The sequence below is a fragment of the Streptococcus oralis genome (genome assembly GCF_026782235.1).
In the GTDB taxonomy this organism is placed as follows: domain Bacteria; phylum Bacillota; class Bacilli; order Lactobacillales; family Streptococcaceae; genus Streptococcus; species Streptococcus oralis_CC.
Map to the genome: position 1 here is coordinate 147,158 of NZ_JAKUWE010000003.1, position 26,984 is coordinate 174,141.

The 26,984-nt window shown below is 42.5% G+C and carries 30 protein-coding genes, 2 pseudogenes and 1 other annotated feature; of the genes and pseudogenes, 26 read left to right on the forward strand and 6 right to left on the reverse strand.

Annotation, left to right across the window (positions count from 1 at the left end; genetic code table 11):
• Nucleotides 1-2: 2 nt before the first annotated feature.
• Nucleotides 3-716 carry an ABC transporter gene (locus tag MK396_RS04285; RefSeq protein ID WP_268723770.1) on the forward strand — a complete coding sequence of 238 codons (714 nt, stop codon included), beginning with the start codon at nt 3-5 and terminating at the stop codon, nt 714-716.
• Nucleotides 717-1,063: 347 nt separating this feature from the next.
• Here MK396_RS04285 and yidA read toward each other — a convergent pair whose 3' ends face one another.
• Both yidA and MK396_RS04295 read right to left on the reverse strand, forming a co-directional pair.
• Nucleotides 1,064-1,870: a sugar-phosphatase gene (yidA, locus tag MK396_RS04290; protein ID WP_268723771.1), complete on the reverse strand. Its 807-nt coding sequence runs from the start codon at nt 1,868-1,870 to the stop codon at nt 1,064-1,066.
• A gap of 9 nt (nt 1,871-1,879) precedes the next feature.
• On the reverse strand, nt 1,880-3,187 hold the full coding sequence (locus MK396_RS04295; RefSeq protein WP_268723772.1) for an HD domain-containing protein: 1,308 nt from the start codon (nt 3,185-3,187) through the stop codon (nt 1,880-1,882).
• A 71-nt stretch (nt 3,188-3,258) separates the two neighbouring features.
• Between MK396_RS04295 and MK396_RS04300 the strand changes: the two genes are divergently transcribed.
• Nucleotides 3,259-3,636, forward strand: a complete 378-nt coding sequence (locus MK396_RS04300; protein ID WP_268723773.1) for a DUF1934 domain-containing protein — start codon at nt 3,259-3,261, stop codon at nt 3,634-3,636.
• A gap of 24 nt (nt 3,637-3,660) precedes the next feature.
• On the opposite strand, the gene MK396_RS04305 is transcribed toward MK396_RS04300, so the two are convergent.
• Both MK396_RS04305 and MK396_RS04310 read right to left on the reverse strand, forming a co-directional pair.
• Entirely contained in the window at nt 3,661-4,743 is a 1,083-nt protein-coding gene (locus MK396_RS04305; RefSeq protein WP_268723774.1) for a DEAD/DEAH box helicase, read from the reverse strand.
• The gene (locus MK396_RS04310; RefSeq protein WP_268723775.1) at nt 4,740-5,717 is read right to left on the reverse strand and encodes a Gfo/Idh/MocA family protein; all 978 of its coding nucleotides are present in this window, start codon (nt 5,715-5,717) and stop codon (nt 4,740-4,742) included. The genes MK396_RS04305 and MK396_RS04310 overlap by 4 nt, the downstream gene beginning before the upstream one ends.
• Before the next feature lie 155 nt (nt 5,718-5,872).
• Here MK396_RS04310 and MK396_RS04315 point away from each other — a divergent pair, with 155 nt between their 5' ends.
• From MK396_RS04315 to rpmA, 4 genes are all read left to right on the forward strand, one after another.
• Nucleotides 5,873-6,568: a YoaK family protein gene (locus tag MK396_RS04315; protein ID WP_268723776.1), complete on the forward strand. Its 696-nt coding sequence runs from the start codon at nt 5,873-5,875 to the stop codon at nt 6,566-6,568.
• A 54-nt stretch (nt 6,569-6,622) separates the two neighbouring features.
• Nucleotides 6,623-6,742: a sequence feature (ribosomal protein L21 leader region), on the forward strand.
• Between the two features lie 34 nt (nt 6,743-6,776).
• Nucleotides 6,777-7,091: a 50S ribosomal protein L21 gene (gene rplU, locus MK396_RS04320; protein ID WP_000109141.1), complete on the forward strand. Its 315-nt coding sequence runs from the start codon at nt 6,777-6,779 to the stop codon at nt 7,089-7,091.
• A 16-nt stretch (nt 7,092-7,107) separates the two neighbouring features.
• The gene (locus MK396_RS04325; RefSeq protein WP_268723777.1) at nt 7,108-7,452 is read left to right on the forward strand and encodes a ribosomal-processing cysteine protease Prp; all 345 of its coding nucleotides are present in this window, start codon (nt 7,108-7,110) and stop codon (nt 7,450-7,452) included.
• Between the two features lie 16 nt (nt 7,453-7,468).
• The gene (gene rpmA / locus MK396_RS04330) at nt 7,469-7,762 is read left to right on the forward strand and encodes a 50S ribosomal protein L27 (protein ID WP_000916509.1); all 294 of its coding nucleotides are present in this window, start codon (nt 7,469-7,471) and stop codon (nt 7,760-7,762) included.
• A gap of 165 nt (nt 7,763-7,927) precedes the next feature.
• On the opposite strand, the pseudogene MK396_RS04335 reads toward rpmA, so the two are convergent.
• Nucleotides 7,928-7,999 (reverse strand): annotated as a pseudogene (locus tag MK396_RS04335) (AraC family transcriptional regulator); the annotation flags it as partial.
• On the opposite strand from MK396_RS04335, the gene MK396_RS04340 reads away from it, so the two are divergent.
• The 17 genes and pseudogenes from MK396_RS04340 to MK396_RS04420 all read left to right on the forward strand — a co-directional run bounded on the left by MK396_RS04340 (nt 7,992) and on the right by MK396_RS04420 (nt 22,071).
• The gene (locus MK396_RS04340) at nt 7,992-8,900 is read left to right on the forward strand and encodes a LysR family transcriptional regulator (protein ID WP_268723778.1); all 909 of its coding nucleotides are present in this window, start codon (nt 7,992-7,994) and stop codon (nt 8,898-8,900) included. The pseudogene MK396_RS04335 and the gene MK396_RS04340 sit on opposite strands and share 8 nt — an antisense overlap.
• Nucleotides 8,897-9,364 (forward strand): signal peptidase II, encoded by a 468-nt coding sequence (gene lspA, locus MK396_RS04345; protein WP_125456935.1) that lies wholly within the window; start codon nt 8,897-8,899, stop codon nt 9,362-9,364. Before MK396_RS04340 ends, lspA begins: the two co-directional genes overlap by 4 nt.
• Nucleotides 9,348-10,247 carry an RluA family pseudouridine synthase gene (locus tag MK396_RS04350; protein ID WP_221160657.1) on the forward strand — a complete coding sequence of 300 codons (900 nt, stop codon included), beginning with the start codon at nt 9,348-9,350 and terminating at the stop codon, nt 10,245-10,247. Before lspA ends, MK396_RS04350 begins: the two co-directional genes overlap by 17 nt.
• Before the next feature lie 101 nt (nt 10,248-10,348).
• Nucleotides 10,349-11,458 carry a glutamate 5-kinase gene (gene proB, locus MK396_RS04355; RefSeq protein ID WP_268723779.1) on the forward strand — a complete coding sequence of 370 codons (1,110 nt, stop codon included), beginning with the start codon at nt 10,349-10,351 and terminating at the stop codon, nt 11,456-11,458.
• A gap of 9 nt (nt 11,459-11,467) precedes the next feature.
• Nucleotides 11,468-12,730, forward strand: a complete 1,263-nt coding sequence (locus tag MK396_RS04360) for a glutamate-5-semialdehyde dehydrogenase (RefSeq protein ID WP_268723780.1) — start codon at nt 11,468-11,470, stop codon at nt 12,728-12,730.
• Nucleotides 12,731-12,733: 3 nt separating this feature from the next.
• Nucleotides 12,734-13,531, forward strand: a complete 798-nt coding sequence (gene proC / locus MK396_RS04365; RefSeq protein WP_268723781.1) for a pyrroline-5-carboxylate reductase — start codon at nt 12,734-12,736, stop codon at nt 13,529-13,531.
• A 113-nt stretch (nt 13,532-13,644) separates the two neighbouring features.
• A complete protein-coding gene (tmk, locus tag MK396_RS04370) occupies nt 13,645-14,283 on the forward strand; it encodes a dTMP kinase (protein WP_268723782.1) in 639 nt (212 codons plus the stop codon).
• Nucleotides 14,280-15,170 (forward strand): DNA polymerase III subunit delta', encoded by an 891-nt coding sequence (locus MK396_RS04375; protein WP_268723783.1) that lies wholly within the window; start codon nt 14,280-14,282, stop codon nt 15,168-15,170. Before tmk ends, MK396_RS04375 begins: the two co-directional genes overlap by 4 nt.
• A 38-nt stretch (nt 15,171-15,208) precedes the next feature.
• Entirely contained in the window at nt 15,209-15,526 is a 318-nt protein-coding gene (gene yabA / locus MK396_RS04380; RefSeq protein ID WP_000358229.1) for a DNA replication initiation control protein YabA, read from the forward strand.
• Nucleotides 15,527-15,528: 2 nt separating this feature from the next.
• Complete coding sequence (gene rsmI / locus MK396_RS04385; protein WP_268723784.1) at nt 15,529-16,407, forward strand: 16S rRNA (cytidine(1402)-2'-O)-methyltransferase; 879 nt, start codon at nt 15,529-15,531, stop codon at nt 16,405-16,407.
• A gap of 133 nt (nt 16,408-16,540) precedes the next feature.
• The gene (trmFO, locus tag MK396_RS04390; RefSeq protein ID WP_000083709.1) at nt 16,541-17,875 is read left to right on the forward strand and encodes a methylenetetrahydrofolate--tRNA-(uracil(54)-C(5))-methyltransferase (FADH(2)-oxidizing) TrmFO; all 1,335 of its coding nucleotides are present in this window, start codon (nt 16,541-16,543) and stop codon (nt 17,873-17,875) included.
• Between the two features lie 83 nt (nt 17,876-17,958).
• Entirely contained in the window at nt 17,959-18,696 is a 738-nt protein-coding gene (gene pyrH, locus MK396_RS04395) for a UMP kinase (RefSeq protein ID WP_000002996.1), read from the forward strand.
• An 8-nt stretch (nt 18,697-18,704) separates the two neighbouring features.
• Entirely contained in the window at nt 18,705-19,262 is a 558-nt protein-coding gene (gene frr / locus MK396_RS04400) for a ribosome recycling factor (protein WP_213988435.1), read from the forward strand.
• 59 nt (nt 19,263-19,321) lie between these two features.
• Nucleotides 19,322-20,176, forward strand: a complete 855-nt coding sequence (gene cvfB, locus MK396_RS04405; RefSeq protein WP_268723785.1) for an RNA-binding virulence regulatory protein CvfB — start codon at nt 19,322-19,324, stop codon at nt 20,174-20,176.
• A gap of 11 nt (nt 20,177-20,187) precedes the next feature.
• Nucleotides 20,188-20,792, forward strand: a pseudogene (locus tag MK396_RS04410) (GrpB family protein).
• Nucleotides 20,789-21,004 carry a YozE family protein gene (locus MK396_RS04415; RefSeq protein WP_001232084.1) on the forward strand — a complete coding sequence of 72 codons (216 nt, stop codon included), beginning with the start codon at nt 20,789-20,791 and terminating at the stop codon, nt 21,002-21,004. Before MK396_RS04410 ends, MK396_RS04415 begins: the two are co-directional and overlap by 4 nt.
• Nucleotides 21,005-21,084: 80 nt before the next feature.
• A complete protein-coding gene (locus tag MK396_RS04420) occupies nt 21,085-22,071 on the forward strand; it encodes a PhoH family protein (protein ID WP_268723786.1) in 987 nt (328 codons plus the stop codon).
• A gap of 51 nt (nt 22,072-22,122) precedes the next feature.
• Here the strand turns inward: MK396_RS04420 and ald are convergent, their stop codons facing one another.
• Nucleotides 22,123-23,235: an alanine dehydrogenase gene (gene ald / locus MK396_RS04425; protein ID WP_268723787.1), complete on the reverse strand. Its 1,113-nt coding sequence runs from the start codon at nt 23,233-23,235 to the stop codon at nt 22,123-22,125.
• A 176-nt stretch (nt 23,236-23,411) separates the two neighbouring features.
• Between ald and MK396_RS04430 the strand changes: the two genes are divergently transcribed.
• The 3 genes from MK396_RS04430 to MK396_RS04440 all read left to right on the forward strand — a co-directional run bounded on the left by MK396_RS04430 (nt 23,412) and on the right by MK396_RS04440 (nt 26,922).
• Nucleotides 23,412-23,981 carry a GNAT family N-acetyltransferase gene (locus tag MK396_RS04430; protein ID WP_268723788.1) on the forward strand — a complete coding sequence of 190 codons (570 nt, stop codon included), beginning with the start codon at nt 23,412-23,414 and terminating at the stop codon, nt 23,979-23,981.
• A gap of 66 nt (nt 23,982-24,047) precedes the next feature.
• On the forward strand, nt 24,048-24,698 hold the full coding sequence (locus MK396_RS04435; protein WP_268723789.1) for a helix-hairpin-helix domain-containing protein: 651 nt from the start codon (nt 24,048-24,050) through the stop codon (nt 24,696-24,698).
• The gene (locus MK396_RS04440) at nt 24,682-26,922 is read left to right on the forward strand and encodes a DNA internalization-related competence protein ComEC/Rec2 (RefSeq protein WP_268723790.1); all 2,241 of its coding nucleotides are present in this window, start codon (nt 24,682-24,684) and stop codon (nt 26,920-26,922) included. The genes MK396_RS04435 and MK396_RS04440 overlap by 17 nt, the downstream gene beginning before the upstream one ends.
• Nucleotides 26,923-26,984 lie beyond the last annotated feature (62 nt).

Consider the following 26,984-nt stretch of genomic DNA (forward strand, 5'->3'; position numbering starts at 1 on the left):
TTATGAAACTCATTCAATTAAAACAAGTCCTTGATAATAAAAGATTTTTATTATTTACAATTTTTATTCCAGTTGCATGGTATGTATTTCTATACAATATCCAACAGGGAATCACACCAAATTTAATGCTCGGGATTTCCGTTTTTATTGGGATTATCGGGAATAGTCTGGCTACCTTTAGTAAACGGATTTCGTCAAATATCGATTTTTACTCATTCGAATCGAAGTTTTCTAAATATACAGTGAAAAACTATTTACTTGATCAAACTCTCGTACAATTGGTGCTAAATACTTTAATTTTTATCGTAGTATTAGCTGTTGGGCTTATCTTCTTTAGTTTTCCGCTAAATAGTCAATTAGTCGTTCAATTTTTCTTATTAACCATTATGGGAATTTATTTTAGTATTATTGGTTTTGTGATTGGAGTTAGACTCGATGAGAAAATTATTGATACGGTCAGCTTTCCAGTAATTATTTTAGCTTCTATGACGATTATTCCATTTGCTTATCTTGGTGCCGAAGGAGGATTCATGGAGTTTATTGGAAAAGCTCAAATGATTTTCCCAGGATACTATTACACCAATATCGTGAACGCTTTAACTACTTCAACGAGTATTGAAGTCAAAGATGTAGCGCTTTTCATTGGAGTATTTATCTTGAATGTCATTCCACTATACTTCCTTGTCCCTAAAGTGAAGTTAGCTACTGTAAAATAAAATGAAAGAGCTAGTAATTAGAAAATGTTACCGGCTCTGTTTTTGCTTTTTTGAAGCAATCTAATAAAGAAGCTTGCCCGTATTTTACATTCATTTTTAAAAATAATTTAGTATTTTTTGTCTTTTTGACCAAAAATTATATTTTGGTCAATGACTATAGAATAAAATGGATCATGAAAATGTCTTTGATTTATAGTAGTGTTAATTCTCCCATCAAATACAGTTTTTGTGCTCTCAAGATTTAAGTAACTGTACAACTGCAATTCAATTTATTAATTTACTCTCATTGTGATATATTCATACAAAAACCGCTCTGCTGAGCGGTTTTCGTCTATTCTTACCTTTTGCTACAATACCCAGGTACGAATAGCATGGGCAACGCCAGATTCATCATTTGATTTGGTGATGTATTTGGCGATTTTTTTGAGTTCTGGATTTCCATTTTCCATAACAACGGGGTTCCCAACGACTTCCAGCATGGCGCGGTCATTTTCTTCGTCACCGATAGCCATGGTTTCATCTTTGGTCAATCCTAGTTTTTCAGCTAGGTGAGTAATGGCTGAGCCCTTGTCTATATTTTTTTTAAGGAGTTCGAGGTAGAAGGGAGCAGATTTGTTGATGGAGTAGCGTTCGTAAAATTCTGCTGGTATCTTTTCAATCGCAGCATCGAGAATCTCAGGTTCATCGATAAACATACATTTGACGATTTCCTTGTCAGCCATTTCTTCAGGAGTGCGGTAGAAAATAGGCATGCTGACGAGGGTTGATTCGTGCACCGTGTATTTTCCGATATTGCGATTGGCAGTATAGATACCGTCCTTGGTAATAGCGTGCATGTGGACACCGAGCTTGCGACTGAGAAATTCCATATCCAGATAATCCTCATAGGTCAAGGATTCGCTGATAATCTCCTGCCCAGTAGCAGTTTCTTGGACAAGGGCACCGTTGAAGGTTACCACATAGTCACCCTCGTCTCTCAACTGCAAGTCGTCCAGAAGTTTGGCAACGCCTGCGATAGGACGACCCGTTGCAATCACGACTTTGACGCCAGCTTGTTTGGCATCTTGGATGGCAGAAAAGACTTCCGGAGTGATTTCTTTTTTACTGTTAACTAGGGTACCATCGATATCGACGGCGATTAGTTTAATACTCATAAATTTCCTCTATTCGTTCTTATTTGGGGTAAAATGATCGTTCTCAATCAAGTGTAAAAATTGCTGGGTGATACTTGCGAAGATGCTGTTTTGTTCCAACATTTCTTTAGGGAAATAGAAACGATTGTCTCCATGGCGACTGCCAGCAAGGGATTGGACGATAGGAGACAGGCTAGAGAGTTCAGCCAGTTCACCATTTTTTTGTAAAATCTCAATCTGTGTCCGTGGATTTTCAGATTCGGGACGATAGATATCATAAGGGAGGTCAAAATTCTTATGAATAGCAGTATAGTAGTCTGGATCAAAACCGATTTCTTCAACCAGTTGTCTCATGGTTGCGAGTTGGTCTTGATCTTCTTGAGAAAAAGTAATGGATTTAAAGACCTTGCGGTTGACAAAACGTTGCGACAAGTCGGCTAGTATCTTGTCAGGACTGGTCATCCAGAGTTGGAAGTAGGTATTCATCACGCCATCATCCAGAGCTAGATAGTCAGACAAGGCCACATTTTTTTCAAAGAAAGGGAGGAGATGTGGAGAGGTGCGTGCAAAGAAGTCTTTGTCCTCCGGATAGAGTTCCTTGGCGCGTTTGAGAAGATTCTGTAGGAGAACTTCCATGGCCCGTGTTGCTGGGTGGAAATAAACCTGCATATACATCTGGTAACGACTGAGGACATAATCTTCGATGGCATGCATACCGTTTCGCTGAAAGGCGATGCCATTTTCGACAGGACGAATGACTCGAAGGATGCGAGTCAGGTCAAATTCCCCATAGGAAGCTCCTGTAAAATAGGAGTCGCGCAAGAGATAGTCCATGCGGTCTGCATCAATCTGACTGGAAATGAGTTGCACCACCTGCTTGTTGGGATAGGTATGGTCGATGACACTAGCCACCTTTTTGGGGAAATCAGGCGCTACTTGTAGCAGGACTTGGTGAATCTCTGTCTCAGGACTTTGGATAATTTCCTGAGTGATGGCTTCGTGGTCTGTATCAAAGAGATGTTCAAAAGTATGCGAGTAAGCCCCATGTCCAAGGTCGTGTAGGAGAGCAGCAGTCATGGTCAAGAGAGACTCAGCAGGATCCCATTCTTCAGGATATTTTTCTTCAAAAATCTCCGTGATACGTCGAGCAATCTCATAGACTCCCAAACAGTGGGAAAAGCGACTGTGCTCCCCACCGTGGAAGGTATAGCTGGAAGTCCCTAGCTGTTTGATACGGCGGAGACGTTGAAATTCTTTTGTATTGATCAAGTCATAGATGACCTGATTATTTACATGGATGTAGTTGTGAACTGGGTCACGGAATACTTTTTCGTTCATATGACCATTATAGCAAAATCCTGCTCTTTTTGGTAAAATAGTAGGACAAGAGACAAGAAAGAGGACCTGATGTGAAGATTCGAATGCGCAATACGATTCAGTTTGATGAACAGTTGGAAGTCATTGACCAGCTCTATGACGTGGAAGTGCGTGAAAAGGGCGATTATAGCTACCTGCTTTTCTACAATGAGGAAAAGGAAAAAGTGATTCTCAAGTTTCATGAAGAAGAACTGGTGATGACCCGTTTCTCGAGTCCCAAAACCATCATGCGTTTTCTAAAGGCTAGTGATAGTTTAGCCTATATTCCCACACCAATGGGGATGCAGGAATTTATCATTCAAACGAATCACTATAAATTGGATGGGCAAAAGATTGAGCTCGCCTATCAACTGCAAAATCAAGAGGGACAACCCTTTGCCAGCTATCAATTAGAAATTACTTGGGAATAAGAAAAAGGTTGGCGAATGCCAACCTTATTTGATATAGAGTTCTTGATTTTTTAGGACGATTTCACGAACACTTGCGAATTTCTTGAGTTTTTTAAGTTCTTCAGGATGGGTTACGAGAGTAATAACATAGCCCTCTTTACCCATGCGACCTGTGCGGCCAGCGCGGTGAGTGTAGGTTTCGATATCTCTAGGGACGTCGAAATTGACAACACATTCCAAGCTATCAATGTCGATACCACGAGCCAGAAGGTCAGTTGCAAGGAGCAGGGTTAGTTGCTTATCTTTGAATTTTTCTAGGATAACTTTTCTAAATTTAACGTTGACATCGCTAGCTAGTGAAACAGCTAAAACATCGCGATATTGTAATTTTTCCTCGGCGCTTCCAAGGTCTGACAAGCTGTTAAAGAAGACCAGTCCGCGGAAATCCTCTACATGAGCTAATTTTCGTAGCATGTCCACTCGGTGACGTTGGTCTACCTGCATGTAGAAGTGTTGGATGTTGTCCAGTTTTTGATCAGAGAGATCAATAGTGCGCGTGTTTGGTGCAATCTTTTCTTGGTCAAACTTGGTCGTCGCACTCATGTAGATGAGTTGATGGTCACGAGGTGCGTAGTGAGTGATTTTCTCGACAAAGTGTATCTGAGAATCATCGAGCAATTGGTCAAATTCATCTAGAATGATGGTTTCCACATTCATCATCTTGATTTTTTTCAATTTAATCAACTCAAAGATACGGCCAGGGGTTCCAATCAGAATTTCTGGTCCTTTTTTTAGGCGTTCAATCTGACGTTTCTGACTTGAACCTGATAGGAAGAGCTGAGCGGTCAAACCGATAGTCTCTGCCCAGGTTTTACATACGTCAAAAATCTGTCCAGCTAGTTCTGTATTTGGTGCTAGAATCAAGAGTTGCTGGGCTTTTTTCTTTTGTAGTCTGAGAAGGCTTGGTAGGAGGTAAGCGAGGGTCTTACCAGTTCCTGTTGGGCTTACTCCCAGGAGGTTTTCTCCAGCAAGAAGGGGCTCAAATAGTTGAGTTTGAATGGGGGTGAATTCTTGGAAACCAAGTTGGTCACTCAGTTCTTGCCATTCAGTCGGTAGTTTGGTTTTCATTTTTCTTCCTCAAATCTAATGCCAGCAGTCTGGCGCATAGTATATAGTAGCTCATGAACTGAACCTGCATCATCCAGACAGTTCTGGTAGAGCGTCTGGTCTGGTTGCTGGATCATCTGTGCAAATGCAGCAACTTCCTCAGTCATCGTATGAGGAGCTTGTTGGATAGGGAGTTGAACTTGATTTCCTTTGTGGTTAGTAAAAATAGCTGAGCGGACATGTTCAATCGTGCTGAGGGTCAAGGTTCCATCTGCTGTGTAAATCTCACAAGGAAGATTGGAAGTGATGTTTTTCCCAGCCTTGATATGAACTTGAAATTCTGGGTAGAAGAGGATACCGTCTCCATTTAGGTCAATGCTATTGTCAAGCTGTTGAGCTTGATAAGTCGCGCCCTGAGCCTTTCCAAAGAGGCGAATAGCAGCATAGAGAGGATAAATCCCCAAATCCATAAGAGCTCCACCAGCAAAACGATCTGAAAAGACATTTGGCGTCTGCCCATCTAACAAGTCCGGCATCTTGGATGAATACTTGGCATAATTGAAATCAGCTCCCAACACTTGCTTGTCTGCCAAAAAATTCTTGATAGTGGTAAAAGCTTCCTCGTGGTAATTACGAGCTGCCTCAAAGATAAAACAGTGTTTTTTCTCAGCTGTTTGTTTCAAATCTAGCCATTCTTGTGGCTGAGTGACAGCTGGCTTTTCAAGAATAACATGTTTACCCGCAGACAAGGCAGCTTGTGCCTGAGCAAAATGCAAGGAGTTTGGACTGGCGATATAGACTACATCAAAGGAAGACTGAAAGAAGTCTTCCAATTGATCAAAGAGTTGGATATCTTGATAACGAGAAGCAAAGGTTGCGGCAGTTTCTAGTTTTCTAGAGTAGACAGCAACCAGCTTGTATTCTCCGCTAGCATGGGCTGCTTCTATGAAATGATGGCTGATAGCCCCTGTTCCGATGACACCTAATTTTAGCATAAATACTCCTTTTCCGACTTTAAATCCTTCCTTCATTATAACATAGAAAAGAAGGACTATCCAACAGATGGTAAAAATTTTCAAATGGACTACGAATTTCTTGGAGAAAGTGGTACAATATTTAGATAAGTAGATGAAATGAAAAGGGGGAGAAAATGAGATTATTACCAATAAGAAAAATATCACGTCAGTCTAAAAGGCTAGCGCTTTTTTTGACTTTTTGCGCAGGATATGTAGATGCCTATACCTTTATTGTGCGAGGAAATACCCTGGTGGCAGGACAGACTGGGAATGTGGTTTTTCTATCAGTAGGACTCATTCAACACAATGTGTCAGATGCCAGTGCCAAAGTAATGACCTTGTTTTCCTTTATGATGGGTGTCTTTTTTCTGACATTGTATAAGGAAAAACTTCGAATTGTTAAAAAACCAATTTTGTCCTTGATTCCTCTTGCAGTCCTGTCCCTAATTATAGGTTTTGTGCCGCAAACTGTAGAGAATATCTATCTCGTACCGCCCTTGGCCTTTTGTATGGGATTGGTGACAACTGCTTTTGGAGAAGTGTCAGGTATTGCCTATAATAATGCTTTTATGACGGGGAATATCAAACGAACCATGTTGGCTTTTGGAGATTATTTCCGGACCAAGCATACGCCTTTTCTACGAGAGGGATTGATTTTTGTTAGCTTATTGAGTAGTTTTGTCTTCGGAGTTATTTTTTCAGCTTATTTGACGATTTACTATCAGGAGAAGACAATTCTAGGTATTCCTCTTATGATGAGTATCTTTTACTTCAGCATGCTTTTTGCTTCTTGGAGAAAAAAAGAAGAGAAAAAACTTAATTTTAATTGATTTTACTTGTAAGAAAAAAGAAGATATGCTATAATCGAAGAGTTGACTATGCACAGTCCTGTGCAACCGCACGAACATCGTTGCTCATCGTATACAAAATTTAAACTTTGTTATACTTAGAGCTCTTCTTTTAAGTGGTTCGTCCCACGATGCTAGGCGAGTCTTCACAAAAATACGGGGAAACCCTAAAAATCATAGGAGGTGCATAATGAGCACATACGCAATTATCAAAACTGGCGGAAAACAAGTTAAAGTTGAAGTTGGTCAAGCAGTTTACGTTGAAAAATTGAACGTTGAAGCTGGTCAAGAAGTTACTTTTAACGAAGTTGTTCTTGTTGGTGGTGAAAACACTGTTGTCGGAACTCCACTTGTTGCTGGAGCTACTGTAGTTGGAACTGTTGAAAAACAAGGAAAACAAAAGAAAGTTGTTACTTACAAGTACAAACCTAAAAAAGGTAGCCACCGTAAACAAGGTCACCGTCAACCATATACAAAAGTTGTCATCAACGCGATCAACGCTTAATTTTTAAGGAGAACACATGATACAAGCAGTCTTTGAGAGAGCCGAAGATGGCGAGCTGAGGAGTGCGGAAATTACTGGACACGCCGAAAGTGGCGAATACGGCTTAGATGTCGTGTGTGCATCGGTTTCTACGCTTGCCATTAACTTTATCAATTCCATTGAGAAATTTGCAGGCTGTGAACCAATCTTAGAATTAAACGAAGATGAAGGTGGTTATCTAAAGGTTGAAATACCAGCGGATCTTCCTTCGCACCAGAGAGAAATGACCCAGTTATTCTTCGAATCATTTTTCTTAGGTATGGCAAACTTATCGGAGAACTCTTCTGAGTTCGTCCAAACCAGAGTTATCACAGAAAACTAACACGGAGGAAAACATTATGTTAAAAATGACTCTTAACAACTTGCAACTTTTCGCCCACAAAAAAGGTGGAGGTTCTACATCAAACGGACGTGATTCACAAGCGAAACGTCTTGGAGCTAAAGCAGCTGACGGACAAACTGTAACAGGTGGATCAATCCTTTACCGTCAACGTGGTACACACATCTATCCAGGTGTAAACGTTGGACGTGGTGGGGACGATACTTTGTTCGCTAAAGTTGAAGGCGTAGTACGCTTTGAACGTAAAGGTCGCGATAAAAAACAAGTTTCTGTTTACCCAATCGCAAAATAAAAAGGTCCAGTGAACCTTTTTATCCCGAGCCTTGAAATGAAGAGGCGAGGAAGCTAGAAGTAGCATTAAATAAGGCTTTCCGAGATTTCGGAGAGCCTATTTTTTTGTTTTGATATCTATAATTCTTTGTTACTAGTGTAGATGAATTTTATGAGTGGCATTATTTTTCCTAGGTGGAAAATTTCTAAAATATGGTATAATGAACAGATAGAGAAGTTGGGGGTAGAAGATGAACATTCAACAATTACGCTATGTTGTGGCCATTGCCAATAGTGGTACTTTCCGAGAAGCTGCTGAAAAGATGTATGTCAGTCAGCCCAGTCTGTCTATTTCTGTGCGCGATTTGGAAAAAGAGTTAGGCTTTAAAATTTTCCGTCGGACGAGTTCAGGAACGTTTTTGACACGTCGCGGTATGGAATTTTATGAGAAAGCGCAAGAATTGGTCAAAGGATTTGATGTTTTTCAAAATCAGTATGCCAATCCTGAGGAAGAAAAGGATGAATTTTCCATTGCCAGTCAGCACTATGACTTCTTGCCACCAACCATTACGTCTTTTTCAGAGCGCTATCCTGACTACAAAAATTTCCGTATTTTTGAGTCTACCACAGTTCAAATTTTAGACGAAGTGGCCCAAGGGCATAGTGAGATTGGGATTATCTACCTCAACAATCAAAATAAAAAGGGCATCATGCAACGGGTTGAAAAGCTTGGTTTGGAAGTTATTGAACTAATTCCTTTTCAGACTCACATTTATCTTCGTGAAGGGCATCCTTTAGCACAGAAAGAGGAATTGGTCATGGAGGACTTAGCTGATTTACCAACCGTTCGGTTTACTCAGGAAAAGGATGAGTACCTATACTATTCAGAGAACTTTGTCGACACCAGCGCGAGCTCCCTGATGTTTAATGTGACGGACCGTGCTACTTTGAATGGTATTTTAGAGCGGACGGACGCCTATGCGACAGGTTCTGGATTTTTGGATAGTGACAGTGTCAATGGCATCACAGTCATTCGTCTCAAGGACAATCTAGATAACCGCATGGTCTATGTCAAACGGGAAGAAGTGGAGCTTAGCCAAGCTGGGACTCTTTTCGTAGAAGTCATGCAAGAATATTTTGATCAAAAGAGGAAATCATGAAAAAAAGAGGAATAGTAGCAGTCATTGTACTGCTTTTGATTGGGCTGGATCAGTGGGTTAAAGCCTATGTTGTCCAGCAGATTCCACTGGGTGAAGTTCGTTCGTGGATCCCCAATCTCGTTAGCTTGACCTATCTGCAAAATCGTGGGGCAGCCTTCTCCATGCTACAAGATCAGCAGTGGTTATTTGCTGTCATTACACTGGTCGTTATGGTAGGAGCCATTTGGTATTTACATAAACACATGGAGGATTCTCTCTGGCTAGTTTTCGGACTGACTTTGATAATAGCGGGAGGTCTGGGCAACTTTATTGACAGAATGAGTCAAGGTTTTGTGGTGGATATGTTTCACCTAGACTTTATCAACTTTGCGATTTTCAATGTTGCTGACAGCTATTTGACAGTTGGTGTGATTATTCTATTGATTGCAATGCTTAAAGAGGAAGTAAATGGAAATAAAAATTGAAACTGGTGGGCAACGTCTAGACAAGGCTCTGTCAGATCTGACAGAATTGTCACGCAGTCTCGCGAATGAACAAATCAAGGCTGGACAAGTTTTGGTGAATGGGCAAGCCAAGAAAGCCAAATACACTGTCCAAGAGGGGGATGTCGTCACTTATCACGTGCCAGAACCAGAGGTTTTAGAGTATGTGGCTGAGAATCTGCCGCTCGAGATCATCTACCAAGATGAGGACGTCGCCGTCGTTAACAAACCTCAAGGGATGGTGGTTCATCCGAGTGCTGGTCATACTAGCGGAACCTTGGTCAATGCCCTCATGTACCATATCAAGGACTTGTCAGGTATCAATGGAGTTCTCCGACCGGGTATCGTTCACCGCATTGACAAGGACACATCTGGTCTCCTTATGATTGCTAAGAATGATGAGGCGCATCTAGCACTTGCTCAAGAACTCAAGGACAAGAAGTCTCTACGTAAATACTGGGCGATTGTTCATGGCAATCTTCCCAATGATCGTGGTGTGATTGAAGCACCGATTGGCCGTAGTGAAAAAGACCGTAAGAAACAGGCTGTAACTGCTAAAGGGAAGCCTGCAGTGACCCGTTTTCACGTCTTGGAACGTTTTGGTGATTATAGCTTAGTGGAGTTGCAACTGGAAACAGGACGTACCCACCAAATCCGTGTTCATATGGCTTATATTGGCCATCCAGTCGCTGGTGATGAAGTCTATGGTCCTCGTAAGACTTTGAAAGGACATGGACAGTTTCTCCATGCTAAGACTCTAGGTTTTACCCATCCGAGAACAGGTGAAACCTTGGAGTTCACAGCAGATATTCCAGAGATTTTTAAAGAAACGCTGGAAAGATTGCGTAAAACTGAGAATAGATAAAAGAGTTGAGATGCCTTGTCTCAACCTTTTTCATTTCAAGTCTTTTCTATTTTAAAGTATTCATGTTATAATGGATAAATATGAAGAATCGGAGTGAGACTATGAAGTACAAACGAATCGTCTTTAAGGTAGGGACTTCCTCCTTGATAAATGAAGACGGGAGTTTATCAAGAAGTAAAGTAAAGGCAATTACCCAGCAATTGGCTATGTTGCATGAAGCTGGGTATGAGTCGATTTTAGTGTCATCTGGTGCAGTGGCGGCAGGTTTTGGAGCCTTAGGATTTAAAAAGCGTCCGACCAAGATTGCAGATAAACAAGCTTCAGCTGCAGTTGGTCAGGGACTTTTGTTGGAGGAATACACAACCAACCTCCTCATGCGCCAAATCGTTTCTGCACAAATCTTGCTGACACAGGATGATTTTGTAGATAAACGTCGCTATAAGAACGCCCACCAGGCCTTGTCTGTATTGCTTCATCGTGGTGCAATCCCCATCATCAACGAGAATGACAGTGTCGTTATTGATGAGCTCAAGGTCGGGGACAATGACACTCTGAGTGCCCAGGTAGCGGCGATGGTTCAAGCAGACCTTTTAGTTCTCTTGACTGATGTGGACGGTCTCTATACTGGCAATCCCAACTCAGATCCAACAGCCAAACGTTTGGAGAAAATCGAGACTATCAATCGTGAGATTATTGATATGGCTGGTGGAGCAGGTTCATCAAACGGTACTGGGGGTATGCTGACCAAAATCAAGGCTGCTACGATTGCTACGGAGTCAGGTGTGCCAGTCTATATTTGCTCCTCCTTGAAATCAGATGCCTTGATTGAGGCAGCTGAAGAAACTAGGGATGGTTCCTTCTTTGTTGCGCAAGAGAAGGGCCTTCGTACTCAGAAGCAATGGTTAGCCTTCTATGCTCAAAGTCAGGGAACGATTTGGGTAGATGGTGGAGCTGCAGAAGCACTTTCAAAAAACGGAAAAAGTCTCCTTTTATCAGGTGTGGTAGAAGTGGAAGGGAACTTCTCTTACCACGATATTGTCACAGTAGCAGATAAAGAAACAGGTCAATCTCTTGGAAAGGGACGTGTCCAATTTGGCGTCTCAGCTCTAGAAGATATGCTCCGTTCTCAAAAAGCTAAGGGAGTCTTGATTCACCGTGATGACTGGATTTCAATCACTCCTGAAATCCAGCTACTCTTTACAGAATTTTAGAGGTGAACGATGGTAAGTACACAAGAACAATTTGAACAGGTACAGGCTGTTAAGAAATCAATCAATACTGCCAGTGAAGCAGTGAAAAACCAAGCCTTGCTAGCCATGGCTGATCACTTGTTGGCAGCTACTGAGGGGATTCTAGAGGCCAATGCCCTCGATATGGCAGCGGCCAAAGGTAAAATCTCAGATGTTATGCTAGACCGTCTTTATTTGGATGAGGGACGTATAGAAGCGATGGCAAGAGGGATTCGTGAAGTGGTTGCTTTACCAGATCCTATTGGTGAGGTCCTAGAAACAAGTCAGCTTGAAAATGGCTTGGTTATTACTAAGAAGCGTGTGGCCATGGGGGTTATTGGGATTATCTATGAAAGCCGTCCGAATGTAACTTCTGATGCGGCTGCCTTGGCTCTCAAGAGTGGCAATGCGGTCGTTCTTCGTAGTGGCAAGGACGCCTACCAAACAGCCCATGCTATTGTCACAGCTCTGAAGAAGGGCTTGGAGACGACTACCATTCATCCTGATGTGATTCAACTAGTAGAAGATACCAGTCGTGAAAGTAGCTATGCTATGATGAAGGCCAAGGGCTATCTAGACCTTCTCATTCCTCGTGGAGGCGCTGGCTTGATCAATGCTGTTGTTGAAAATGCTATCGTGCCTGTTATTGAGACAGGAACTGGAATTGTTCATGTCTATGTAGATAAGGATGCAGACGAAGACAAGGCTCTATCTATCATCAACAATGCTAAAACCAGTCGTCCTTCTGTCTGCAATGCTATGGAAGTTTTGCTGGTTCATGAAGACAAGGCAGCGGATTTCCTTCCTCGCTTGGAGAAAGTTCTGGTTACAAGTCGCAAAGAAGCTGGACTGGAACCAATTCAATTTCGTTTGGATAGCACAGCAAGTCAGTTTGTTTCAGGTCGATTGGCTGAGGCACAAGACTTTGATACCGAGTTTTTAGACTATATCCTAGCGGTTAAGGTTGTGAGCAGTTTAGAAGAAGCGGTTGAGTATATTGAAGCTCACAGTACCCATCATTCGGATGCCATTGTGACAGAAAATGCTGAAGCTGCGGCTTTCTTTACAGAGCAAGTAGACTCTGCAGCGGTGTATGTCAATGCCTCAACGCGTTTCACTGATGGTGGGCAATTTGGTCTTGGATGTGAGATGGGCATTTCTACTCAGAAACTGCACGCGCGTGGGCCAATGGGCTTGAAAGAGTTGACCAGCTACAAGTATGTGGTTACTGGTAACGGACAGATAAGGGAGTAAGAGATGAAGGTTGGATTTATCGGTTTGGGGAATATGGGAGCTAGCTTGGCCAAGGCTGTTTTGCAGGCCAAGACGGGTGCTCAGATTCTCCTTGCCAATCGTAGTCAAGCAAAAGTAGATGCTTTCATCACTAATTTCGGCGGTCAGGCTTCCAGCAATGACGAAATCTTTGCAGAAGCAGATGTGATTTTTCTAGGAGTAAAGCCTGCTCAGTTTTCTGAACTGCTTGCTCAATACCAGACCATCCTTGAAAAACGAGAGAGTCTTCTTTTGATTTCTATGGCGGCTGGATTGACTTTGGAAGAACTGGCAAGTCTTATCCCAAGTCAACACCGAATCATTCGCATCATGCCCAATACTCCAGTGGCTATCGGCCAAGGAGTGATTAGTTATGCCATGTCAGCAAACTGTCTTGCTGAGGACAGGGAGCTCTTTTGTCAGCTTTTAGCCAAGGCTGGTCTTTTGGTTGAGCTGGGAGATGGCTTAATCGATGCGGCGACAGGTCTCGCAGGTTGTGGACCAGCTTTTGTCTATCTCTTTATCGAGGCTTTGGCAGATGCAGGTGTGCAGACAGGATTGCTCCGAGAAACGGCCTTGAAAATGGCAGCCCAAACAGTAGTCGGCGCTGGGCAAATGGTTCTCGAAAGTCAGCAACATCCTGGAGTTTTGAAAGACCAAGTTTGCAGTCCAGGTGGTTCGACTATCGCTGGTGTAGCACGTCTGGAAGAACATGCCTTTAGAGGTACAGTCATGGACGCAGTTCAGCAAGCTTACAAACGAACACAAGAATTAGGTAAATAAGAGGTGGCTTTGACTGCCTCTTTTATGGTGCATGAAATAAGAAGACAAAAAGATTGTCACAAACCCCTATTTTTTTGATAGAATAGAAGTAGTAAAAAAGAAATGAGTTAGACATGTCAAAAGGATTTTTAGTCTCTCTTGAGGGACCAGAGGGAGCAGGAAAGACCAGTGTTTTAGAGGCTCTGCTCCCAATTTTAGAGGAAAAAGGAATAGAGGTGCTGACGACCCGTGAGCCAGGTGGAGTCTTGATTGGGGAGAAGATTCGTCAAGTGATTTTGGATCCAAGTCATACTCAGATGGATCCTAAAACAGAACTCCTTCTCTATATCGCCAGTCGTAGACAGCACTTGGTGGAAAAAGTTCTTCCAGCACTTGAAGCTGGCAAGTTGGTCATTATGGACCGCTTCATCGATAGTTCTGTTGCTTATCAGGGATTTGGCCGTGGCTTGGATATCGATTCCATTGATTGGCTCAATCAATTTGCGACAGATGGCCTTAAACCTGATTTGACACTTTATTTTGACATTGAGGTGGAAGAAGGACTGGCTCGCATTGCTGCTAATAGTGACCGCGAGGTCAACCGTTTGGACTTGGAAGGCTTAGACTTGCACAAAAAAGTCCGTCAAGGTTATCTTTCTCTTCTGGACAAAGAAGGAAATCGCATGGTCAAGATTGATGCGAGTCTTCCTTTGGAGCAAGTTGTGGAAACAACCAAGGCTGTCTTATTTGATAGAATGGGCTTGGCTAAATGAAACAAGATCAACTAAAGGCTTGGCAGCCAGACCAGTTTGACCGCTTTGTCCGTATCCTAGAACAAGACCAGCTCAATCACGCCTATCTCTTTTCAGGTTTCTTTGGAAGCTTGGAAATGGCGCAGTTTTTGGCTAAGAGCCTCTTTTGTACGGATAAAGTAGGCGTTCTACCATGTGAGAAATGCCGAAACTGCAAGCTGATTGAGCAGGAAGAATTTCCTGATGTTACTTTAATCAAGCCAGTCAATCAGGTCATCAAGACAGAACGGATTCGGGAATTGGTGGGACAGTTTTCCCAAGCAGGGATTGAAAGTCAGCAACAGGTTTTTATTATAGAGCAGGCGGAAAAAATGCATCCCAACGCAGCTAATTCTCTGCTCAAGGTCATTGAAGAACCCCAGAGTGAAGTTTACATTTTCTTCTTGACCAGCGATGAGGAAAAGATGTTGCCGACTATCCGTAGTAGGACACAGATTTTCCACTTTAAAAAGCAGGAAGAGAAGCTCATCTTGCTCTTAGAACAAATGGGGCTTGTCAAGAAAAAAGCGACTCTCTTAGCCCAGTTTTGTCAATCACATGCTGAAGCAGAAAAACTGGCAAATCAGGCAAGTTTTTGGACCTTGGTGGAAGAGAGTGAACGCCTGCTGACCTGGTTATTAGCTAAGAAAAAAGAAAGTTATCTCCAAGTTGCTAAATTAGCCAGCTTGGCAGATGACAAGGAAAAACAAGATCAGGTCTTGCGAATCCTCGAAGTGCTCTGTGGACAGGATCTCTTGCAAGCAAGAATTCGACAGATTCTGCAAGATTTGCTAGAAGCTAGAAAAATGTGGCAAGCCAATGTTAGCTTTCAAAACGCCATGGAATACCTGGTCTTGAAAGAAATATAAACTCAAAATGAAGGATAAAGAAAGGAAAGGGCTGGTTTATGGATAAAAAAGAATTATTTGACGCGCTAGACGATTTTTCTCAACAGTTATTGGTGACCTTGGCCGATGTAGAAGCCATCAAGAAAAATCTCAAGAGCCTGGTAGAGGAAAATACAGCTCTTCGCTTGGAAAATAGTAAGTTGCGCGAACGCTTGGGCGAGGTGGAAGCAGATACTCCCGTCAAGGCTAAGCATGTTCGTGAAAGCGTCCGTCGGATCTATAAAGACGGTTTTCACGTATGTAATGATTTTTATGGACAACGCCGAGAGCAGGACGAAGAATGTATGTTCTGTGACGAGTTGTTATACAGGGAGTAGGCATGCAGATTCAAAAAAGTTTTAAGGGACAATCTCCCTATGGCAAGCTTTACCTAGTAGCAACGCCGATTGGCAATCTAGATGACATGACCTTTCGTGCCATCCAGACTTTGAAAGAGGTGGACTGGATTGCTGCTGAGGACACCCGTAACACGGGGCTTTTACTCAAGCATTTTGACATTTCGACCAAGCAGATTAGTTTTCATGAGCACAATGCTAAGGAAAAGATTCCTGACTTGATTAGTTTTCTGAAAGCGGGGCAAAGTATTGCTCAGGTTTCTGACGCGGGTCTGCCTAGTATCTCGGACCCTGGGCATGATTTGGTCAAGGCAGCTATTGAGGAAGAGATTTCAGTTGTCACAGTTCCGGGTGCCTCTGCAGGGATTTCTGCCTTGATTGCCAGTGGTTTAGCGCCACAGCCACATATCTTTTATGGTTTCTTACCAAGAAAATCAGGCCAGCAAAAGCAATTTTTCGACTTGAAAAAAAATTATCCAGAAACTCAGATTTTCTATGAATCACCCCACCGTGTATCAGATACATTGGAAAATATGCTAGAAGTCTACGGTGACCGCTCGGTGGTCTTGGTCAGGGAATTGACTAAAATCTATGAAGAATACCAACGAGGTACCATTTCTGAGTTATTAAAAAACATAGCTGAAACGCCACTCAAGGGAGAATGCCTTCTCATCGTTGAAGGCACCAGTCAGGATGTGGAAGAAAAGGACGAGGAGGACTTGTTTTCAGAAATCCAAGCTCGTATCCAGCAAGGTGTGAAAAAAAATCAAGCCATAAAGGAAGTTGCAAAACTCTACCAGTGGAATAAAAGCCAGCTTTACGCTGCCTACCATGATTGGGAAGAAAATCAAGAAAATGACTGAACAGGGAAGTTTGCCTTCTTCCCTTTTTTTGTTATACTAGTAAAAGAAAAATTAGAAAGATTTGTGGGTGTCAAACAGTCTAGTAGCTTGTTTTTATTTGAACTTAGTTTCCACCCAAAGAGGTATTAGTGTCGTGTCTCAATCTTATATCAATGTTATCGGAGCAGGTTTGGCAGGGTCTGAAGCTGCTTATCAAATTGCAGAACGTGGTATTCCAGTTAAACTCTATGAAATGCGTGGTGTCAAGTCAACACCCCAGCACAAAACAGACAATTTTGCTGAGTTAGTTTGTTCCAATTCCCTACGTGGGGATGCTTTGACAAATGCCGTTGGACTCCTCAAGGAAGAAATGCGCCGCTTGGGTTCTGTCATCTTGGAGTCTGCTGAGGCTACACGTGTTCCTGCGGGCGGTGCCCTTGCGGTGGACCGTGACGGTTTCTCCCAAATGGTGACCGAAAAAGTAGCCAACCACCCCTTGATTGAGGTGGTTCGTGATGAAATTACAGAATTGCCAACGGATGTTATTACAGTTGTCGCTACTGGTCCTTTGACTAGTGATGCCTTAGCTGAAAAGATTCATGCCCTTAATGATGGGGATGGATTCTATTTCTACGATGCGGCGGCGCCGATTATCGATGTCAATACCATCGATATGAGCAAGGTCTATCTCAAGTCTCGTTATGACAAGGGAGAAGCAGCCTACCTCAATGCCCCTATGACCAAGCAAGAATTTATGGATTTCCATGAAGCATTGGTCAATGCGGAAGAAGCACCTCTGAATTCTTTCGAAAAAGAAAAGTACTTTGAAGGTTGTATGCCTATCGAAGTCATGGCTAAGCGTGGCATTAAAACCATGCTTTATGGTCCGATGAAGCCAGTTGGTCTGGAGTATCCAGATGATTACACAGGACCTCGTGATGGCGAATTTAAAACACCTTATGCAGTTGTCCAGCTTCGTCAGGACAATGCGGCTGGTAGCCTCTACAATATCGTCGGTTTCCAGACCCACCTCAAATGGGGAGAGCAAAAGCGTGTTTTCCAAATGATTCCAGGTCTTGAAAATGCGGAGTTTGTTCGTTATGGGGTCATGCACCGTAATTCTTATATGGATTCACCGAACTTGCTAGAACAAACCTATCGTTCTAAGAAGCAGCCTAACCTCTTCTTTGCTGGTCAGATGACGGGTGTAGAAGGCTATGTTGAGTCAGCAGCTTCAGGCTTGGTTGCAGGTATTAACGCTGCTCGCCTCTTTAAGGGTGAAAGTGAAGCTATCTTCCCAGAGACCACAGCAATCGGAAGTCTGGCTCATTACATCACCCATGCGGACAGCAAACATTTCCAACCGATGAATGTCAATTTTGGGATTATCAAGGAGTTGGAAGGAGAGCGTATCCGTGATAAAAAAGCTCGTTATGAAAAAATTGCAGAGCGTGCTCTTAGCGACTTAGAGGAATTTTTAACGGTCTAATTTTTTTGAAAGAATTGCTCATGATACTATAAAAATCTTAGAAATTGTGATAAAATAGGTAGAATAAAAAAAGGAGAGTAAAAATGGCGAATCCCAAGTATAAACGTATTTTAATCAAGTTATCAGGTGAAGCCCTTGCCGGTGAACGTGGCGTAGGGATTGATATCCAAACAGTTCAAACAATCGCAAAAGAGATTCAAGAAGTTCATAGTCTAGGGATAGAAATTGCCCTTGTTATTGGTGGAGGAAATCTCTGGCGTGGAGAACCTGCTGCAGAAGCAGGAATGGACCGTGTTCAGGCCGATTACACTGGAATGCTTGGGACCGTTATGAATGCTCTTGTGATGGCAGATTCATTGCAACAAGTTGGTGTCGATACGCGTGTGCAAACAGCCATTGCTATGCAACAAGTGGCAGAACCTTACGTACGTGGACGTGCCCTTCGTCATCTTGAAAAAGGCCGTATCGTTATCTTTGGTGCCGGAATTGGTTCACCTTACTTCTCAACCGATACAACAGCGGCTCTTCGTGCAGCTGAAATCGAAGCAGATGCCATTCTTATGGCTAAAAATGGCGTAGATGGTGTTTACAATGCCGATCCTAAGAAAGACAAGACAGCCGTTAAGTTTGAAGAATTGACCCACCGTGACGTTATCAATAAAGGTCTTCGTATCATGGACTCAACAGCTTCAACCCTCTCTATGGATAATGACATTGACTTGGTGGTCTTCAATATGAACCAACCAGGCAACATCAAACGTGTCGTATTTGGTGAAAATATCGGAACAACAGTTTCAAACAATATCGAAGAAAAGGAATAGGAAAGATTATGGCTAACTCAATTATTGAAAAAGCGAAAGAAAGAATGACCCAGTCTCACCACTCACTTGCTCGTGAATTTGGAGGTATCCGTGCCGGCCGTGCCAATGCAAGCTTGCTGGACCGTATCCGCGTAGAATACTATGGAGTAGAAACTCCTCTTAACCAAATCGCTTCTATCACCATTCCAGAAGCGCGTGTTTTGTTGGTAACACCATTTGACAAGTCTTCATTGAAAGACATCGAACGCGCCTTGAACGCTTCAGACCTTGGTATTACACCAGCTAACGACGGCTCTGTGATCCGCTTGGTTATCCCAGCTCTTACAGAAGAAACTCGTCGTGACCTTGCCAAGGAAGTGAAGAAAGTCGGTGAAAATGCTAAAGTTGCTATCCGTAATATCCGTCGTGATGCTATGGACGAAGCTAAGAAACAAGAAAAAGCAAAAGAAATCACTGAAGATGAATTGAAGACACTTGAAAAAGATATTCAAAAAGTAACAGACGATGCTGTCAAACACATCGACGACATGACTGCCAACAAAGAAAAAGAACTCTTGGAAGTCTAAAAATAAACAGAAAAACTCAGTTAGCATTGCTGGCTGAGTTTTATTCGAAAGAAGGAAATATGAATACAAATCTTGCAAGCTTTATCGTTGGACTCATAATCGATGAAAATGACCGTTTTTACTTTGTGCAAAAGGATGGTCAAACCTATGCTCTTGCTAAGGAAGAAGGTCAACATTCGGTAGGTGATACGGTCAAAGGTTTTGCCTACACGGATATGAAGCAAAAACTCCGCTTGACCACTCTAGAAGTGACTGCCACTCAGGACCAATTTGGTTGGGGAACGGTAACAGAAGTTCGTAAGGACTTGGGTGTCTTTGTCGATACCGGTCTACCTGATAAAGAAATCGTTGTGTCACTCGATATCCTCCCTGAGCTCAAGGAACTCTGGCCTAAGAAAGGTGACAAACTCTACATCCGTCTTGAAGTGGACAAGAAAGACCGAATCTGGGGACTTTTGGCGTATCAGGAAGACTTCCAACGTCTGGCTCGTCCTGCCTACAACAACATGCAGAACCAAAACTGGCCTGCAATCGTTTATCGTCTTAAGTTATCAGGAACTTTTGTCTATCTACCAGAAAACAACATGCTTGGATTTATCCATCCTAGTGAGCGCTATTCAGAGCCACGTTTGGGACAAGTATTAGATGCGCGTGTCGTTGGTTTCCGCGAGGTTGACCGCACTCTGAACCTATCCCTCAAACCACGTTCCTTTGAAATGTTGGAAAATGATGCCCAGATGATTTTGACTTACTTGGAAAGCAATGGCGGTTTCATGACCTTGAATGATAAGTCATCCCCTGAGGATATCAAGGTAACCTTTGGCATTTCTAAAGGTCAGTTCAAGAAAGCACTCGGAGGTTTGATGAAAGCTGGCAAAATCAAGCAAGACCAGTTTGGGACAGAGTTGATTTAAACCTTATAGACATGATAAAGAAACTTGAAGAAATGAGTTTAGAGGAACTCTGGCAACTTTTTCCTATTTTTCTAGTAGAGCACAGGTCAGAGTGGAAAGACTGGTATGAATCGGAAAAAGCAAATCTGAAAAAATATTGGGTGCAAATCTTATTAAAAGAATAGAACATATCGGTAGCACTACTATCCCTAATATTTGGGCCAAAAATATCGTCGATATTCTGCTAGAAGTAGGTAGAATAGAGGATTTAGCAAGAGTTAGGGATTTATTGGTGAAGAATGGTTGGCTAGTGATGTCGGAGAGTCCTAACAGGATTTCGCTAAATAAAGGATACACAGAGCAGGGATTTGCTGAGAAAGTTTTTCATTTACATTTGCGAATGACGGGAGATCATGACGAGATTTATTTTAGAGATTATCTCTGCCAGCATCCAGATATTGCCCAAGCGTATCAGGAATTAAAACTCAGTTTGTGGAAACAATTTGAACACAATCGAGACGCCTATACAGATGCTAAAACAGATTTTATAAACCACTACGTATCAAAGGCTAAGTCCAGTAATTTTCAAGAATCAGAAAAGTGTCATCAAAAAACTCTTGATAGGAGAAAGAATTGAGAAAATCATTTTACACTTGGCTCATGACTGAGCGCAATCCTAAAAGTAATAGCCCTAAAGCCATCTTGGCAGATCTCGCTTTTGAGGAGTCAGCCTTTCCAAAACACACGGATGATTTTGATGAGGTGAGTCGCTTTTTGGAGGAGCATGCCAGTTTCTCTTTTAACCTAGGAGATTTTGATGCCATCTGGCAAGAATACTTAGAACACTAGAGACAATGAGATGAGGCTAGTATTTTATTGTTCTCTTTGCTATAATAAAAAGAAATAAACGGATTAGAGAGGTTCTTTATTTGAAGGAACATTCAATAGACATTCAACTGAGTCATCCAGATGACCTGTTTCATCTTTTTGGTTCCAATGAGCGCCATCTTCGTTTGATGGAAGAAGAGCTCGATGTGGTGATTCATGCTCGTACGGAGATTGTCCAGGTTTTGGGCGAAGAGACTGCCTGTGAGGAAGCCCGTCAGGTTATCCAAGCCTTGATGGTTTTGGTCAACCGTGGGATGACCGTTGGTACGCCAGATGTGGTGACGGCTATTAGCATGGTCAAAAACGATGAAATTGATAAGTTTGTCGCCCTTTACGAAGAAGAAATTATTAAGGACAATACAGGGAAGCCTATCCGTGTCAAAACACTGGGTCAAAAACTTTATGTGGACAGTGTCAAACAGCATGATGTGACCTTTGGAATCGGGCCTGCAGGGACAGGGAAGACCTTTCTTGCAGTGACCTTGGCAGTGACAGCCCTTAAACGCGGGCAAGTCAAGCGGATTATTCTGACTCGACCAGCAGTCGAAGCAGGTGAGAGTCTTGGATTTCTTCCGGGAGATCTCAAGGAGAAGGTAGATCCTTATCTTCGACCAGTTTATGATGCCTTGTATCAGATTCTTGGCAAAGACCAAACGACTCGTCTCATGGAGCGTGAAATTATCGAAATTGCGCCCCTTGCCTACATGCGTGGTCGGACCTTGGGCGATGCTTTTGTCATTCTCGATGAGGCACAAAATACGACTATCATGCAGATGAAGATGTTCTTGACGCGTTTAGGTTTTAATTCTAAGATGATTGTCAATGGAGATATCAGTCAGATTGACCTGCCACGTAATGTCAAGTCCGGTTTGATTGATGCCCAAGAAAAGCTTAAGAACATTCACCAAATCGACTTTGTTCATTTTTCAGCCAAGGATGTGGTTCGTCATCCAGTTGTCGCTCAGATTATCCGAGCTTATGAACCAGCTCCAGTTAAGGTTGAAGAAAAGAAGGAAGAAACAGAATAGTAAAAAAAGCAGTTCAGATGTGAACTGCTCTTTTTTAATGAGTGTCTAGCTTTAAACAAGTTCGTCGATAGAAGTATGATCTTTATTGAGACCTTGAGCAACTGGGAGGCTGGTCAAGTAACCTTGATAAGTGGTCACACCTTGACGTAAGCCTTCGTCTTCAGAGATTGCTTGTGCGAATCCTTTGTCAGCCAATGCTTCGATATAAGGAAGAGTGACATTGGTTAGGGCGATAGTAGAAGTACGGGCGACCGCACCAGGGATATTGGCAACGGCATAGTGGAGAACACCATGTTTTTCATAGACAGGTTCATCGTGCGTTGTCACACGGTCAGCTGTCTCGATAACGCCACCTTGGTCAACAGCAACGTCAACAATGACAGAGCCTGGACGCATTTGTTTGACCATCTCATCTGTCACCAATTTTGGTGCTTTGGCACCAGGGATAAGAACTGCACCAATCACCACATCAGCATCTCTCACACTTGCTTCGATGTTGAATGAATTAGACATAAGAGTTTGAATTTGATTTCCAAAGACTTCTTCTAGAGCTGAGAGACGCTTAGCACTGATATCTAAAATAGTCACTTGAGCACCAAGACCAAGGGCAATGCGGGCAGCATGTGTACCGACGACACCACCACCGATGATGGTTACTTTTCCTTTTGGAACGCCTGGTACACCACCTAGTAAGACACCAGAACCACCAGCTTGCTTAGTAAGGAAGTGGGCTCCGATTTGAACAGCCATACGACCTGCAACCTCACTCATAGGAACAAGGAGCGGTAGTTGTCCTTGATTATCACGAACAGTTTCATAGGCAATTCCTGTTGTTTTGGCTGCTAGCATGGCATCTGCTAATTCTGGAGCAGCGGCCATGTGCAAGTAGGTGAAGAGGAGAAGATCATTACGCAAATAACCGTATTCAGAAGCTAGTGGTTCTTTTACTTTCACGACTAATTCGGCAGCCCAGGCTTCAGCAGCAGTAGCGACAATCTCAGCTCCTTGCTTTTGATAGTCAGCATCAGTAAATCCTGAACCGAGACCAGCATTTGTTTCGATGAGGACGCGATGTCCACGGCTGACTAAATTGTGGACGCCAGCAGGAGTGAGGGCAACGCGGTTTTCGTTATTTTTAATTTCTTTTGGAATTCCGATTAACATAGAGATAACCTACCTTTCAATTAACGGTATTGCTTTAGTTGTCACATTCCAGTTCATAAATCAAAAATGTGATGGTTTTATTGTATATGAAACCGCTTCAAAAATCAAGAAAAACTTGTCATCCAAATTTATTTATGCTAGACTAGTGAGAATCAAGCTCTAATGGAGGAAAAAGTATGGAATCAATATTTGTGAAATTTGCCCAGTATCCATCTATAGAAACGGAGCGTTTATTGCTCCGACCTGTAACTTTGGACGATGCAGAAGCTATGTTTGAGTATGCCTCAGACAGAGAAAATACACGCTATACTTTTCCAACAAATCAAAGCCTAGAAGAGACCAAGAACAACATCTCTCAGTTCTACTTGGCTAGTCCCTTGGGACGGTGGGGAATCGAACTAAAAAGCACTGGCCAGTTTATCGGAACCATTGATTTGCACAAGATTGATCCTATTCTTAAGAAGGCAGCTATTGGCTACATTATCAATAAAAAATATTGGAATCAAGGATTGACGACAGAAGCCAATCGTGCCGTGATTGAACTGGCTTTTGAGAAGATTGGAATGAACAAGTTGACCGCTCTTCACGATAAAGACAATCCCGCATCAGGAAAGGTCATGGAGAAATCAGGTATGCGCTTTTCCCACGAAGAACCATATGCCAGAATGGATAATAAAGAACCAGGTCGAATTATCACAAGGGTTCATTATGTCTTGACTAATGAAGACTATTTTACAAATAAATAAGCAGTTGAAAAGAAATTTTCGACTGTTTTTTCTTCCTCTTACGAATAACTTAAGAGAGGAGAAAATATGGAAGCAATTATCGAGAAAATCAAAGAGTATAAAATCATTGTCATCTGTGCTGGTTTGGGTTTGGCCTTGGGCGCATTTTTCCTACTAAAGCCAACTACACAGACACCCGTCACAGAAACAAATTTGCAGACTGAAGTCGCAGCTGTTTCAAAGGATTCATCGTCTGAAAAAGAAATGAAGAAGGAAGAAAAGGACGAATCTCCTGAACAAGATCTGATTACGGTAGATGTCAAAGGTGCTGTTAAATCGCCAGGGATTTATGATTTGCCAGTAGGAAGTCGAGTTCATGATGCCGTTCAGAAAGCTGGTGGATTGACAGAGGAAGCAGATAGTAAATCGCTCAATCTCGCTCAGAAAGTCAGTGACGAGGCTCTTGTCTATGTTCCAACTAAGGGAGAAGAAGCGGCTAGTCAGCAGGCTGCCTCTGGAACGTCTCCTTCGACAAGTAAAGAAAAGAAGATCAACCTTAATAAAGCTAGTCTGGAAGAACTAAAACAGGTCAAAGGCTTGGGAGGAAAGCGAGCACAGGATATTATCGACCATCGTGAGGCAAATGGTAAATTCAAGTCGGTAGATGAATTAAAGAAGGTCTCTGGTATTGGCGCTAAGACCATAGAAAAGCTAAAAGATTATGTCACAGTGGATTAAGAATTTCCCAATTCCCCTAATCTATCTGAGCTTTCTGTTACTCTGGCTTTACTATGCCATTTTAGGAGCGTCTTATCTCTCACTGCTAGGTTTTGTTTTTTTGCTTGTCTGTCTCTTTTTCCAATTTCCTTGGAAATCGGCTGGTAAAGTTCTAGCGATTTGTGGAGTTTTTGGATTTTGTTTTTTGTTTCAAAACTGGCAACAGACACAAGCTAGTCAGAACCTAGTGGATTCTGTTGAAAGGGTACGGATTTTACCAGATACCATCAAAGTCAATGGAGACAGTCTGTCCTTTCGGGGCAAGGCTGAGGGTCGCACCTTCCAAGTTTACTATAAACTCCAGTCTGAGGAGGAGAAAGAGTTCTTTCAGACCTTAACAGACCTTCACGAGATAGAGCTAGAAGGAACAGTCTCTGAGCCAGAAGGGCAGAGAAATTTTGGCGGATTTGACTACCGAGCCTATCTGAAGACTCAGGGGATTTACCAGACACTGACTATCAAGAGCATCCAGTCACTTAAAAAGGTTAGCAGTTGGGATATAGGAGAAAATCTGTCTAGTTTACGTCGAAAGGTAGTAGTTTGGATCAAGACGCACTTTCCAGATCCTATGCGCAACTATATGACAGGGCTCTTGCTTGGACATCTAGATACGGATTTCGAGGAGATGAATGAGCTCTATTCCAGTCTTGGAATTATCCATCTATTTGCCTTGTCAGGTATGCAGGTGGGCTTCTTTATGGATGCCTTTAAGAAACTCCTCTTACGATTGGGCTTGACCCAAGAAAAGTTGAAGTGGCTGACTTATCCCTTTTCTCTTATCTATGCTGGTTTGACAGGATTTTCAGCATCGGTCATTCGCAGTCTCTTGCAAAAGTTACTGGCCCAACATGGCTACAAGGGGTTGGATAATTTTGCCTTGACGGTCCTTGTCCTTTTTATCATTATGCCAAACTTTTTCCTAACTGCAGGAGGGGTCTTGTCCTGCGCTTACGCTTTTATCTTGACCATGACTAGCAAAGAAGGCGATGGGATCAAGGCTGTTGCCAGAGAAAGTTTGGTCATTTCTTTGGGAATATTGCCCATTCTATCCTTTTATTTTGCAGAATTTCAGCCTTGGTCTATTCTTTTGACCTTTGTCTTTTCCTTTCTGTTTGATGTGGTATTTTTACCGCTTTTGTCCATCTTATTCATTCTGTCTTTTGTTTACCCAGTCACTCAGTTTAACTTTGTCTTTGAGTGGTTGGAGGGCGTCATTCGCTTGGTATCGCAGCTGGCAAGCAGGCCTCTGGTATTTGGTCAACCCAACGCATGGCTGTTGATTCTACTGTTAGTTTCATTAGCCTTGGTCTATGATATGAGGAAAAATATCAAAAGACTAGCAGGATTCAGTCTCTTTGTCGTAGGGCTCTTTTTCTTAACCAAGCATCCTCTGGAAAATGAAATTACCATGCTAGATGTTGGGCAAGGGGAGAGTATTTTCCTACGGGATGTAACTGGTAAAACAATTCTCATAGATGTAGGAGGTAAAGCAGAATCTGACAAGAAAATTCAAGCTTGGCAAGAAAAGTCGACGACCAGCAAAGCCCAACGTACCTTGATTCCCTATCTAAAAAGTCGAGGAGTAGCCAAGATTGACCAGCTAGTTTTGACCAATACAGACAAGGAGCATGTTGGAGATTTGCTGGAAGTGACCAAGGCTTTCCATGTCGGGGAGATTTTAGTATCAAAAGGAAGTTTGACACAGAAGGATTTTGTGGCAGAATTAGAAGCAAGCCAAACCGAGGTGCGCAGTGTAACTGCAGGGGAGAACTTGCCGATTTTTGGCAGTTACTTAGAAGTTCTATCTCCAAGGCAGATTGGAGATGGGGATCGTGATGGTTCCCTGGTTCTTTATGGAAAACTCTTGGATAAGCACTTTCTCTTCACAGGAAATTTGAAAGAGAAGGGAGAGAAGGACTTGCTGAAGCACTATCCAGACTTGAAGGTGGATGTTTTGAAAGCTGGCCAGCATGGTGCTAAAACCTCATCAAATCCAGTTTTTCTAGAAAAACTCAAACCAGAAATTACTCTTATTTCAGTTGGGAAGAGCAATCGTGCGAAACTCCCCCATCAGGAAAGCTTGACACGACTAGAATCCATCAAGAGTAAGATTTACCGAACAGACCAGCAAGGAGCTATCCGCTTTAAAGGGTGGAATAGTTGGCGAATTGAAACGGTTCGATAAAATAGACAAACTTTTCGAAAAATTGACTTTTTATCTTGACAAGGAATAGAAAACTTGGTATC

Excerpts from the sequence above, each read along its gene's own strand:
- proB (WP_268723779.1), top strand. The coding sequence starts at position 10,349 with ATGAAGTACAAACGAATCGTCTTTAAGGTAGGGACTTCCTCCTTGATA.
- frr (WP_213988435.1), top strand. The coding sequence starts at position 18,705 with ATGGCTAACTCAATTATTGAAAAAGCGAAAGAAAGAATGACCCAGTCT.
- MK396_RS04315 (WP_268723776.1), top strand. The coding sequence starts at position 5,873 with ATGAGATTATTACCAATAAGAAAAATATCACGTCAGTCTAAAAGGCTA.
- rplU (WP_000109141.1), top strand. The coding sequence starts at position 6,777 with ATGAGCACATACGCAATTATCAAAACTGGCGGAAAACAAGTTAAAGTT.
- MK396_RS04375 (WP_268723783.1), top strand. The coding sequence starts at position 14,280 with ATGAAACAAGATCAACTAAAGGCTTGGCAGCCAGACCAGTTTGACCGC.
- ald (WP_268723787.1), bottom strand. The coding sequence starts at position 23,235 with ATGTTAATCGGAATTCCAAAAGAAATTAAAAATAACGAAAACCGCGTT.
- MK396_RS04340 (WP_268723778.1), top strand. The coding sequence starts at position 7,992 with ATGAACATTCAACAATTACGCTATGTTGTGGCCATTGCCAATAGTGGT.
- MK396_RS04305 (WP_268723774.1), bottom strand. The coding sequence starts at position 4,743 with ATGAAAACCAAACTACCGACTGAATGGCAAGAACTGAGTGACCAACTT.
- yidA (WP_268723771.1), bottom strand. The coding sequence starts at position 1,870 with ATGAGTATTAAACTAATCGCCGTCGATATCGATGGTACCCTAGTTAAC.
- yabA (WP_000358229.1), top strand. The coding sequence starts at position 15,209 with ATGGATAAAAAAGAATTATTTGACGCGCTAGACGATTTTTCTCAACAG.
- MK396_RS04430 (WP_268723788.1), top strand. The coding sequence starts at position 23,412 with ATGGAATCAATATTTGTGAAATTTGCCCAGTATCCATCTATAGAAACG.
- MK396_RS04360 (WP_268723780.1), top strand. The coding sequence starts at position 11,468 with ATGGTAAGTACACAAGAACAATTTGAACAGGTACAGGCTGTTAAGAAA.
- MK396_RS04295 (WP_268723772.1), bottom strand. The coding sequence starts at position 3,187 with ATGAACGAAAAAGTATTCCGTGACCCAGTTCACAACTACATCCATGTA.
- lspA (WP_125456935.1), top strand. The coding sequence starts at position 8,897 with ATGAAAAAAAGAGGAATAGTAGCAGTCATTGTACTGCTTTTGATTGGG.
- MK396_RS04435 (WP_268723789.1), top strand. The coding sequence starts at position 24,048 with ATGGAAGCAATTATCGAGAAAATCAAAGAGTATAAAATCATTGTCATC.
- MK396_RS04440 (WP_268723790.1), top strand. The coding sequence starts at position 24,682 with ATGTCACAGTGGATTAAGAATTTCCCAATTCCCCTAATCTATCTGAGC.
- MK396_RS04285 (WP_268723770.1), top strand. The coding sequence starts at position 3 with ATGAAACTCATTCAATTAAAACAAGTCCTTGATAATAAAAGATTTTTA.
- rsmI (WP_268723784.1), top strand. The coding sequence starts at position 15,529 with ATGCAGATTCAAAAAAGTTTTAAGGGACAATCTCCCTATGGCAAGCTT.
- pyrH (WP_000002996.1), top strand. The coding sequence starts at position 17,959 with ATGGCGAATCCCAAGTATAAACGTATTTTAATCAAGTTATCAGGTGAA.
- MK396_RS04325 (WP_268723777.1), top strand. The coding sequence starts at position 7,108 with ATGATACAAGCAGTCTTTGAGAGAGCCGAAGATGGCGAGCTGAGGAGT.
- MK396_RS04310 (WP_268723775.1), bottom strand. The coding sequence starts at position 5,717 with ATGCTAAAATTAGGTGTCATCGGAACAGGGGCTATCAGCCATCATTTC.
- proC (WP_268723781.1), top strand. The coding sequence starts at position 12,734 with ATGAAGGTTGGATTTATCGGTTTGGGGAATATGGGAGCTAGCTTGGCC.
- cvfB (WP_268723785.1), top strand. The coding sequence starts at position 19,322 with ATGAATACAAATCTTGCAAGCTTTATCGTTGGACTCATAATCGATGAA.
- tmk (WP_268723782.1), top strand. The coding sequence starts at position 13,645 with ATGTCAAAAGGATTTTTAGTCTCTCTTGAGGGACCAGAGGGAGCAGGA.
- rpmA (WP_000916509.1), top strand. The coding sequence starts at position 7,469 with ATGTTAAAAATGACTCTTAACAACTTGCAACTTTTCGCCCACAAAAAA.
- MK396_RS04350 (WP_221160657.1), top strand. The coding sequence starts at position 9,348 with ATGGAAATAAAAATTGAAACTGGTGGGCAACGTCTAGACAAGGCTCTG.